Genomic DNA, 11,158 nt, shown 5'->3' with positions numbered 1-11,158 from the left:
CGCTCGCCGTAGAGGAAGGCATGCGGGTGCTGGAGATCGGTACCGGCACCGGGTACAACGCGGCGTTGCTGGCCCGGCTGGCAGGTGCGAGCGGGCACGTCGTCACGATCGAGACGGACTCCGAGCTCGCTGCCACCGCCGCGGAACGGCTCGGCGCACTGGGGTTCACGACCGTCGACGTGGTCGGCGGTGACGGCGCCGACGGCCACCTCCCCGGGGCGCCGTACGACCGGCTCGTCGCGACGGCGGGTTGCCGCGTCGTGCCCGGTACCTGGTGGGACCAACTCAGCGGTGGAGGCCGTGCACTCGTTCCGCTCTCCCACGGCGCGACCTACCCCTTGACCGAGCTGGTGCCCGAGCCGCGGCGAGGATCGTGGACAGGCCGCCTCGCCGGGCCGGCCAACTTCATGGGCGCGACGGGTGCCGGACTGGGCGGCGATGTTCCCCCGTATGAAGCGGTCCGGCTGCCCGCGGCTGAGGCCGTTGCCGAGGAGGACCTCGGTGTCGAGCCGGACCGGCTCGCCGATCTGTTCTTCTTCGCCGGTCTCGACGTGCCGGACGCCAGGGCGGTCCGGCTCAGCGGCGGCAGCCTCGGTCGCAAGCTGGTCGCGGGGCTCGGACTCCCTGCCACGGAAGGAGCGGCACTGCTGTGCGGCACCAGCCTCTACGTCGGTGGCACCGCGCACTCGGCGGCGGACCGGCTGCGGAAGGCAGTCGAGCACTGGCACTCCTGCGGCCGCCCCGCGCTCGGCCAGTACCGGCTGCGGCTGGGCCCGCCGGGTGGTCCGCGTGGCGACGGGCATTCCTGGCGTTTTCGGCGGGGTCCGGCGGAGCAGGTCGTCGAGCTGGCCGAGGGCCGATGAGTACGGAAGGCGCGACGGCTGGAGGAACTTGGCTTCCGGTCGGCGCCACGCGTGAGTGGCCCGGCGCGCTCGGTCTCTACCGCTCGCTCGTCGCCGAAGCCCTGGGGCACGCCGAAGAATTACTCGGCAGGCCGGAGGACAGTCGGCGGCTCGGGGAGGTGGCGCTCAGCGGCGGTCTGGCGGGAATTGCGGTCCTGGCGGACACGGTCACGGCCGCACCGATGGGCGCGGACGGCGGCCGGGCGGCGGAGGTCCGGGAGGCGAGCATCGTCGCGCTCTGGCGCTTCCTCGAGCGTTCGCCGGAGTACCACGTCTCGTTGCTGACCGGCCACTCAGGTCTACTGTGGACACTCGCGGACTGCGCACCACGGACGGTTCCCGGCGTCACCGCCGCCGCGAGCCGCATGGCCGCGAGCATGGAGCCGGATGCGCCGTCGCACTTCGATCTCGTCTTCGGAACGACGGGAGTCCTGGTGCTCGGGCGGCTGCTCGCCCGGACCTGCGGGGACCCGAGCCTGGCCGAGGCCGCGGCCTCCTGGCTGGCCGCGAACCAGGACGCGCCCGGAACCTGGCGGACCCCGCGGTCGGGGTACCGGCGCCGTCCTCCCCACGTGGCGGGCGAGTTCTACCACGACTGGGGGGTTGCGCACGGCATTCCCGGCGCGGCGGCCTGCCTCGCGCGCTTCGAGGCCGAGCGCAGGCGGTTCCGTGCGGCCGCCGGTCACCTGGCTCGCTCGCGAGCCGCGTTGCCCGCGCCGGCTCCCGGCCGGCCGCGGTTCCCGACCTTCACCGGGGAGCGCGGGGTGCAGTACGGCACCAACCAGGCGTGGTGCTACGGCGACTGCGGCGCTGCGAGTGCCCTGGCACTCGCCGCGGTCTCGGCAGGGCTCGCCTCCGGCGAGTGGCCCGGGATCGCCGCCCGGGCGCTGGAAAGAGGGCTGGCCGAGGAGCCGCGGATGGAACCCGGCATCTGCCACGGAGTCGCCGGCCTCCTGCTCCTGGCCTGCCGGCTCTACAACACGACCCGGCAGCAGCGCTTCGCGGACCTCGCGCGGGCACTGCTCGGCGTGGTCCGCCCGGGCGGACCGGAACTCGGCGCCGGTTTCCTGCGGGGCGCGGCCGGAGTCGCGCTCACCCTGCACGCCGCGCTGAGCGACAGCGAACCTCGATGGGACATGGTGCTATGCCTCTCCTGACAGATCCCTCCTCGGTTACTCCGCTGCGGCGCCGGGCGGCGGTGCCGGGCGGCCGTCACCACGTCGCATCGGCCGTGGTCGCGCGGCTGTCGCTGATCGATCCCGGTCTCGCCGACCGGCTCCTGGCCGCCTGCGATCGCGACGACCGGCAGGCCGTGGCCGTGGTGCTGGACGACCCGCTGGTGCGCGAGGCGATCGAGGTCGCCTCACCGGCGCTGAGCGCCGAGGTCGACCGGTTCCTCGGCGGGACCGCCAGCCCGGCGAAGGCGAAACGGTTCCTGGACGCGCTCCACCGGTACGGTCTGCGGTGCCGGTACCGGCCGACCCCGCTCGGGGTCTTCGCCGGAGTCGGCGTCGTGGGTGCCGGTGGAGAGCCACGGACGGCGGGGCTCGGGGTGATCCGGCGGGTGATCCGGCCGAGCGCGTCGTGGTGCGCCGCGCTGTGCGGCGAACTCGCCGCCGAGGACGACGCGCTGCTCGATTTGTGCGTGGCAGCCAGCCGCTCGGTGTACTCGCGGCAGCGCGAGCTGATCGTGCTCCGCCGCGACGAGAACTCGGGCAGCGGCCTGGCTGTGACGCGGCACGTGCCGCTCATGCGGTCGGTGCTCGCCCAGTGTGGTTCGTTCCGCCCCGCTCGCGAGGTGGTCGCGCTCGTAGCTGCCGAAGCCGGCTGCGCACCCGAAAGCGCCGCGCGCTTCGTGCTGGACATGATCCGGCACGGAGTGCTGGTGACGGAGCTGGCGGAGGTCGAGACCGCGCCGGCTCCGTGGCAGGTGCTGCGGGACACCGTCCGGGACCTGGCGGCACGCGGCGACGCGACGTGGGCCGGGTGGCGGACGGTGGCGGGAGAGCTGTCCGAGGTCGAGGACCTGCTCGCCCGCACCCCGGCCGACCGGCCGGTCGAGCCACACCGCTACCGGGAGCTGCGCGCCGCACTGGCGAAGCTGCACGGCCCGCCCGATCTGCACGTGGACGCCGTCCTCGCCGCTCCGGTACCGGACCGGCTTCCGGCCGAGAACGCCGTCCTCACCGCGTGCAGCGCGCTCGCGGCCATCAACCCGGTGGCGACGAGCATGGTGCTGGGCGCAGTGACCCGCTGGTACACCGATCGTTACAGCGACTCGCACACGGTGCGCCTGGCCGAGCTCTTCCTGCCCGGCAGCGGTTTCGACGTCACGGCCGCGACGAGCCCTGGCAAACCGAGGACCGCCGAGGACCCGCCCGCCTGGACCAGGACGGTCGAAACGCTGGGACTGCTCGAGCGCGGGCCGGAGGTCGACGTCCTGCCGTTGCTTTCGAAGGCGGAGCTGAAGGAGGCGTCCGCCCAGCTGCCGCCGGCGTTCGTCGCGTTCGTCAGATCGGCACCCGTGCGCGACAGCCCGCAGCCGTTCCACCTCCGCAACTTCAGCGCGGGGTTGCAGCTGATCGGCCGGTTCGGGTCCCTCAGCGACGACCTCCTCGAGGTGCTGCGCCGGTTTGTCGCCGCCGAGGAGTCCGGCGAAGGGGACCTGGTCCGCGTCGAGATCCGGTGCCCCTGCCTTGGCCGCTCGCACAACATCGCGCAGCGGCCGCCGCTGCGCCAGGTCGTCGTCGACTTCGGCCCGCCGGCCCGCGGCAGTGACGTGTTCGGCCGTCCGCTCGTGTCCCTGCCCGTCGACGACCTCGTGATCCGGGTGGCCGACGGGGAGATCCGCGTCTTCAGCGAACGCCTGGGCCGCCGGGTGCTGCCCAGCGTGGCGTCCGCGGTGGTGCCCCACCGCTGCACCTACCCGATGGCGACCTTCCTCACGCTGCTGTCCGGTCAGGCCACCCAGCCACGGCACTGGTCGTGGCGCTCCTGGTCGCGTCTGCCGGTGCTGCCGCGGATCACGGCCGGCGACGTCGTCCTGGCCCCGCGGCAGTGGAGCCTCGGCCCGGAGACGGTGGACGCCCTCGAAGCGCGGTGCCGCTGCGGAACCGGGGCCTCGGAGCTGCCGCGCTTCCTCGCCGCCGGCGCGGGGGAGAACCAGCTGCTGGTCGACACCGCCTCCGCGCGAGGGCTCCAGATCCTGCGGCGGGAGCTGGGCAAGGGCGAATCCCGCGTCGTGGTGCAGGAGCCCTGGCCCCAACCGGACGGCTGGCAGACGTCGGCACCGGACCTGCGCGCCGCGGAACTGGTCCTGCCGTTCCACCGGCCCTCGGCCCCGGCCGCACCGCGGAAACACCGGGCGGTCCGGTCCGTCCGCGGCAGGGTCCCCCACGGGCCCCTGCCGCGGTACGGTCCCGGTTCGCCCTGGGCCTCGGTCAAGCTCTACGGCCGCCCGGAGCGGCTCGACGACCTGCTCGCGGCGGCCGCCCCGCTGATCGGGTCCGCGCGGGAGGCTGGCGTGGTGCGCCGGTGGTTCTTCGTTCGCTACGCCGATCCCGACCACCACCTGCGGTTGCGGTTCCGGGGCCGGCCCCGCGAGCTGTGGGGCGAGTTCCTGCCCGAGCTGTGGCGGACCCTCGACGAGCTCGACCGCTACTGGGACCGGTCGGTCGTGGACGAGTACCGGCCGGAGAGCGACCGCTACGGCGGTCCACGGGGGCTCGTCCTGGCGGAACACGTTTTCGCCGCAGACAGCGACCTCGCAGTCGGGCTCAACCGCGTCGGCGAAATGAGCAGGCTCGGTACTGCCGTGGCCGCGATGGACCGCCTGCTGGAGGGTGCCGGGTTCCCGCTCGAGGAGCGGCGGCGGCTGGTGTCGGGGCTGGAGAAGGCGCGTGCGGCCCGGCACGGAGCGGACAGCGCCCCAGTCGAGGCGGGCCGGTTCGACCGGGCCCGGCTCGTCCCGGCTGCCGACCCCGCCGTGGACGAGTGGGCGCGCCGGATCACACCCGTCACCGAGCGGCTGCGGACGCTGCTCGCACCCGAGGTGTTGTCGGCCGTCGTCTCCAGCCTGCTGCACATGCACGCGAACCGGCTGTTCGTGCACAAGCCCACTTTCTGGGAGGTCGTCACCTACTCGACGCTGCGGCGTGCCCACGACCGGACGCTGCGGACGACCCGGCAGCCGGTGCGGGAAGAAAGCCGATGACGGCTTCCGGCGAGGGCTCTTTCACGCAGTACCAGGCATTCCGCTTCGCCTGGTCGGTCTTGTCCACAACAGACCGCTGGCGGTTCGTCGGCAAGCAGCTGTCCGGTGTCGCGCTGGGACTGCTCGGGGCCGTGCCGCCGTTGCTGGTGCGCATGCTGCTGGACAGTGTGCTGCCCGGGCGCGACTTCCGGGACCTCGCGCTGGTCGTGGGGCTCGGCGCGCTGGTCTACCTCCTGCTGGCCGTCGCCGGCGTCGCGGACCAGTGGCTGCAGTCGCGAATCACCGAGGGGCTCGGGCTAGCGCTGCGCGAGCGGTTCTTCGCCAAGACGCTGCGCCTGCCCTTCGCGTTCTTCGTGCACAGCCGCAGCGGGAGCCTGGCCAGCAGGCTCACCGTCGACATCCGCACCGCGCAGCGCATCCTGCAGAGCAGTGGCTCGGCCGGCGCGTCGGTGATCGGGTTCGCCGTGACCCTGGGGATCATGCTGTGGCTGAGCCCGGTCATCTCGCTGGTCGTGCTCGCGGTGATGCCGTTCGTGGTGCTGGCGGACCGCTGGTTCGCGCCGCGGATCGCCGAACAGTCCCGACGGCAGCTCGGCGCGAACGCGCAGCTGACCTCGTTCGTGGTGGAGCGGCTCAACGCCGGGGGAGCGTTGTTCATCCGGACCTCCGGCGAGCCGGCGCGGGAGGCCGCCGCGTTCGGCCGCCGATCCCACGCCGTGTGGCGGTACGGGATCAGGGCGGCCGTGCTCAGCCGGGCCTACTACGGGATCCTCGCGATCAGCAGCGGGCTGGGCATCCTCGCGGTGCTGTACCTCGGCGGCAGGCAGGCGATCCAGGGACAGCTCCAGCTGGGCACCCTGGTAGCTCTGGCCCAGTACGCGGGCCAGAGCTACCAGCCCGTTACCCGGCTGGCCCGGACCCGGATGCAGATCCTGGGCTCGGCCGTGGCGCTGGGCAGGCTGAAGGCGTACTTCGAGACGCCGGAAACCGTGCCGGGAGCCGGACCGGCGCCCGGCACGCGGGAGCGCGCGGACGAACGGGCCGTCGTCGAGCTCGACCGGGTGTGGTTCCGGTATCCGGAGGTGCGTCCCGGGGACGGCGACGGCGACCTGCTGCCGGTGATCACCGGCGGCTGCACGCCGTGGATCCTGCGCGACGTGAGCCTTCGCGCCCGGCCCGGCGACCGCATCGCGATCGTCGGCGAGTCGGGTGCGGGCAAGACCAGCATCGGATACCTGCTGGCGGGGCTGTTCCGGCCCATCGGCGGGACGGTACGCCTCTTCGGTGCTGATCTCGCCGACCTCCCCCCAGTGCTCGTCCGCGGCCGTGTCGGTCTGGTCAGCCAGGAGGCGTTCCTGTTCAGCGGGTCCATTGTGGACAACATCCGGCACGGGCGCCCGGACGCCTCGGCGGACGAGGTGGCCCGCGCGTGCGCCGCGGCGGGGATCGACGAGACCATAGCCGAGCTGCCGCAGGGCTACCGGACCATCGTCGGTGAGCGGGGCTTCCGCCTTTCCGGCGGCCAGAAGCAGCGGATTTCACTCGCCCGCGCGCTCCTCTGCGGTGCCGACGTCGTGGTACTGGACGAGGCGACGTCCCACCTCGACGCCGTGATGGACGAGCGGATCCAGCGCGACCTGCTGGCGGCGAAGCCCGGCCGGGTGCTCGTCGTCGTCGCTCACCGCCTGTCCACCGTGATGAAGGCCGACGAAATCCTCGTCCTGCGTGACGGCCGGTTCGTGGAGCGCGGCCGGCACGACGAGCTGACCGCGCGCGACGGCTACTACGCAGCGCTGTTCAGGACCCAGCGGCGGATCGACGCCGACCCGCTCGTCCCGCGAGAAAGGAAGCCCGCATGACCTCGCTCTTTTCGGCGCCACCGCAAACCGAAACGCCCGATCTGACACCGCTACGCCGGCAGAACAGCGCGACCCGCATCCGGCCCGCCGGGAACGACGACGTGCCGTTCCTGTGGCAGCTGTTCGGCGACGACGAGATCTCCTACCGCTGGATCTTCCGCGGCCGCACTCCCACGCTCGAGACGGTGCGGACCAACCTCAACCGGCCCAACATCATCCCCTACATCGCGGAAGACGTCACCACCGGCGAGCCGTTCGGCTACCTCGTCGCCTACGACATCAACTACAGCAATGGGCACACGCACCTGGGCGTCGTGATCGACGCGAGGCACGCGGGCAGCGGCGTGGGGGTCAACGCGGCGGTGCTGTTCGCCGACTACCTGTTCGCGGTGCTGCCCCTGCGGAAGCTGTACCTGCGGTCCATCGAGTACAGCTTCGCCCAGTACCGGGCGCTGTTGGACCGGGGCTACGCGGAGATCGAGGGCGTGCTGCGGGAGCACGAGTACTTCGGCGGCCGGTACTGGGACGTGTTCCTCCTCGTCGTCGACCGGGGGAACTTCTTCCGGCTGCGGGAGAAGGTGGGGCAGCGGTGACCGGGGCGGGCATCGCCGCGGGGACCGACCTGTCCGACCTCGCCTTCTGGCGTCGTCCCGTGGCCGAGCGGGACGCGGCGTTCCGGCGGTTGCGGGCACTGGCCCACCCGGCCGGCTACCGGGAGATGCCGCGACCCGGTGGGACGGAGAACACCTTCTACGCACTGGTCCGGCACTCCGATGTCGTCGAAGCAAGCCGGCATCCCGAGGTCTTCTCCTCCGCCGGGGAAGGCGCCACCCCGCGCACGCCGGCCGGCTTCGCCGAGTACTTCGGTTCGATGATCAACATGGACGACCCGCGGCACGCACGCCTCCGCACGGTGGTGTCCCGCGCGTTCACGCCGAAACTGGTCGCTCGCCTGAGGTCCTACATCTCCACCACCGCGGAGCGGCTGGTGGCAGAGCTGGCCGCCGCCGGGCCCTGCGACTTCGTGGCGCACGTGGCCGCGCCGATGCCGCTCGAGGTGATCTGCGAGCTGGTCGGTGTGCCCGAGCGGCACCGGCCTTTCGTGCTGGAGCGGTCGAACACCGCTCTGTCCGGCGTGGACCCGGACTACGTCCCGGATCCCGGACAAGCGGCCGGAGTCCTGCTCGGGGCGGTGCGCGACCTGCACGCGCTCGCGCAGGACCTCGCCGCCCACCGGCGACGACAGCCCGGTGACGACCTCATCTCCCTGCTCACCGGTCCCGGCCGCGACGGCGACCGGCTCACGGCCGCCGAGATCGGGTCCTTCTTCATCCTCCTGCTCGTCGCGGGCAACGAGACGACCCGCCACGCCATCTCGGGAGGGCTGGTGCTGCTCACGAACAACCCCGGGCAGCGGGTACTGCTCCAGCGCGACTTCGATCAGTACGGGGCCACGGCCGTCGAGGAGGTCGTGCGGTGCGCCTCCCCGGTCAACTACATGGCGCGGCAGCTCACCCGAGACCACAAGCTGCGGGGGCGGACCCTTCGGGCAGGTGAGCGCGTGCGGCTGTACTACCGGTCGGCCAACCGCGACGAGGCGGTCTTCTTCCGGCCGGACGAGTTCGACGTGGCTCGCAGGCCCAACCCGCACGTGGCGTTCGGCGGACCGGGGCCGCACTTCTGCCTCGGTGCCCACCTGGCCAGGACCGAGATGACCGCCCTGTTCGGGAAGCTCCTGCGCACCCTGCCCGAGGTGCACGCGACAGGGACGCCCGAACGGCTGGTGTCGAGCTTCATCAACGGGATCAAGCGGTTGCCGTGCGCACCCCGGTGAACGGGCGGCCGAGCTACGTCCGCCTGCTGCTCGGCCGGTTCGCCGAGCTGGGCGAGGCGGAGGCGTTCCGCGGCCCGGCCGGCTCGATGACCTTCGAGCAGGCCCGTGCGTTGGTCGTACGGCTGGCTTCGGCGCTGCACGCACACGGTGTCGGTCGGGGCGACGGGGTCGCGGTGCTCGCGGGGAACCGGCCGGAGACCACGCTGCTGCAGTTCGCACTGCACCTGCTCGGTGCGCGCGCGGTCTGGCTGTCGACGGGCGTGGCGGCTGCCGAGCAGGCAGCCTTCCTGCGGCTGGCCGGTGTTTCCGCGTTCGTGTACGACACCGAGCGGTTCGCCGCGCGCGGCGCGTCCCTGTGCGCTCACCTGCCCCGAGCGCACGTCCTGACCCTGGGGGAGTCCACGCACCCCGATCTGCTCGAGGCGGCTGCGCGGGCACCGGAGCTGCCGTCCGATGCGGTCGGCGAGGCGGGTGACGTGCGCACGGTGTTCTACACCGGCGGCACGACCGGACGGCCGAAGCTCGTGCTGCACGGACACGGCTTCTACGAGACCGTCCGGCGGATGGCCGCCATGTCGCGGGGCAACGCGCACCGGCACCTCGCGTGCCTGCCGGTCGGGCACGCGAGCGGTCAGCTCGGCATCCTGCTCGCGTTGCTGCGCGGAGGAACGGTCGTGACGATGCCGGAGTTCACCGCGGACTCGGTGCTGGCGGCGATCGAACGGAACCGGATCAACTCCACGTTCCTGATGCCGCCGCTGCTGTACGAACTGCTCGACCACCCCGCGTCGGCGCACACCGACCTGAGCACGCTGCGCTGCGTGACCTACGGCGGCTCGTGCACGGCCACGGCGCGGCTCGAACAGGCCCTGAACCTGTTGGGGCCGGTGCTGCAACAGATCTACGGCTCGGTCGAGACGGGCATGGTCGCCGCGCTGGGACCGGCCGGGCACGATCCGGCGATTCCCGGTCGGCTGTCGTCGTGCGGACGGCCGCTCCCCTTTGTGAACGTGCGGATCTGCGACGACGGCGGCCACGAGCAGCCCGCGGGGAAGCCGGGTGAGATCCGGGTGCGGGGCCCGATGGTCATGTGGGGGTACTGGAACGCGGCCGGCGTCGAACCGGCTTCACCCGACGGCTGGTTCCGCACCGGGGACGTCGGTTTCCTCGACCACGACGGATTCCTCCACGTCGTCGACCGGATCAAGGACGTGGTGATCACGGGGCGGCACGCGACCACTGTGTACTCCCGGCTCGTCGAAGACGTGCTCCTGGCACATCCCAGGGTCCGGCAGGCCGCGGTGGTCGGATACCCGGACGACCGGCTCGGCGAGGTGATCCGGGCGTTCGTGGTCGCGGCAGAGGACCCGGATCTGGCTCGCCGGCTGAGGCTGCTCGTGCGGGAGCGGCTCGGTGCGCTGTACGAACCGGCGTTCGTGGACTTCGTCGACCGGCTGCCCTTGACGGCGCTGGGCAAGGTCGACAAGAGAGCCTGCCGCAGGTCGCCCGTCACCGATCCGCGAGCCAGGCGATGGCCCGGTGCAATGGCTGCGCGCTCTGCCCGTCCGGAGTGAGCGCGTCGGCGTATTCCCGGTTGAGGCGGTCCACAGCCACTGCCACGGCGACGACCAGTGTCGAGCCGTCGGGGAGCGGATGGGCGAGGGTGCCGGTCGGAGCACCGGCGGTGGGGGTGCCGAAGCTGCGGGTCGCCTCCCGGCCGCGGAACGCGATGGCCACCCCCTCGCCGGCGCTGGCCGTCCGCTGGTCCTGCAGCACGACCACGGGACTGCCGCTCGCGTCGGGCGGTGGCCCGGGCACCTCCAGAACGGGTCTGCCGGACGCGAGCAACACGCCCGGCCGGTAGGTGAACCGGGCGCCCCACCCGTTTCGGCGGCGGTAGGACAGGAACGTGTCCGGACCGAGCAGCGGGCCTGCGGCGGCGAGCATGGGATGGATCGTGCCGCCGTTGTTGCCGCGCAGGTCGAGGACCCACCCAACGGCCCCGATGAGGCACCGCTGGGCTTCCCAGGCCGTGCGCACGTAGGTCCTGCCGTCTTCCTGATCGCCGACCGAGATCGGCGGGAGACGCAGGTATCCGAGGTTTCCGCGCAGAGCGTGTCCCTCCGGCAGCACCGGCGCCGCCGACGCCCGGTCGCGGGGCACGCGCAGGTGGCTGTGCCGGTCGCCGAGCCCCAGGAACGCCGATCGGAGCGCGTGTGCGAGCGGAGCGCCGGCCTTCGCCCGGTTCAGCACCTGGCGTTCCACGACCGGCCAGTCCACGCGGTCGCTGTAGTAGGCCTCATGCCGCAGAAGCCGCAGCGCCTCGACGGCGGCGTCGAACGAGTCCACT

The 11,158-nt window shown here is 72.7% G+C and carries 8 protein-coding genes; 7 read left to right on the top strand and 1 reads right to left on the bottom strand.

The window, feature by feature from the left end:
• The 7 genes from FHX82_RS32495 to FHX82_RS32465 form a co-directional block, all read left to right on the top strand.
• Window positions 1–863: protein-L-isoaspartate O-methyltransferase family protein (locus FHX82_RS32495; RefSeq protein WP_183176971.1), on the top strand; the 863-nt coding region annotated here is incomplete at its 5' end.
• A complete protein-coding gene (locus tag FHX82_RS32490; protein WP_145932816.1) occupies window positions 860–2,059 on the top strand; it encodes a lanthionine synthetase LanC family protein in 1,200 nt (399 codons plus the stop codon). The genes FHX82_RS32495 and FHX82_RS32490, both read left to right, overlap by 4 nt.
• The gene (locus FHX82_RS32485) at window positions 2,047–5,115 is read left to right on the top strand and encodes a lantibiotic dehydratase (RefSeq protein ID WP_183176970.1); all 3,069 of its coding nucleotides are present in this window, start codon (window positions 2,047–2,049) and stop codon (window positions 5,113–5,115) included. The genes FHX82_RS32490 and FHX82_RS32485 overlap by 13 nt, the downstream gene beginning before the upstream one ends.
• Complete coding sequence (locus FHX82_RS32480; protein WP_145932818.1) at window positions 5,112–6,974, top strand: ABC transporter ATP-binding protein; 1,863 nt, start codon at window positions 5,112–5,114, stop codon at window positions 6,972–6,974. Before FHX82_RS32485 ends, FHX82_RS32480 begins: the two co-directional genes overlap by 4 nt.
• Entirely contained in the window at window positions 6,971–7,567 is a 597-nt protein-coding gene (locus tag FHX82_RS32475; protein ID WP_145932819.1) for a GNAT family N-acetyltransferase, read from the top strand. Before FHX82_RS32480 ends, FHX82_RS32475 begins: the two co-directional genes overlap by 4 nt.
• A complete protein-coding gene (locus tag FHX82_RS32470; RefSeq protein WP_145932820.1) occupies window positions 7,564–8,808 on the top strand; it encodes a cytochrome P450 in 1,245 nt (414 codons plus the stop codon). The genes FHX82_RS32475 and FHX82_RS32470 overlap by 4 nt, the downstream gene beginning before the upstream one ends.
• Window positions 8,793–10,382 (top strand): AMP-binding protein, encoded by a 1,590-nt coding sequence (locus FHX82_RS32465; protein WP_145932821.1) that lies wholly within the window; start codon window positions 8,793–8,795, stop codon window positions 10,380–10,382. The genes FHX82_RS32470 and FHX82_RS32465 overlap by 16 nt, the downstream gene beginning before the upstream one ends.
• On the opposite strand, the gene FHX82_RS32460 is transcribed toward FHX82_RS32465, so the two are convergent.
• On the bottom strand, window positions 10,318–11,157 hold the full coding sequence (locus tag FHX82_RS32460; RefSeq protein ID WP_145932822.1) for a S41 family peptidase: 840 nt from the start codon (window positions 11,155–11,157) through the stop codon (window positions 10,318–10,320). The two genes, FHX82_RS32465 and FHX82_RS32460, sit on opposite strands and share 65 nt — an antisense overlap.
• Window position 11,158: the final 1 nt, after the last annotated feature.

The sequence above is a fragment of the Amycolatopsis bartoniae genome (assembly GCF_014191255.1).
In the GTDB taxonomy this organism is placed as follows: Bacteria; Actinomycetota; Actinomycetes; order Mycobacteriales; family Pseudonocardiaceae; genus Amycolatopsis_E; species Amycolatopsis_E bartoniae.
This window is presented reverse-complemented; position numbering and strand designations above follow the sequence as displayed.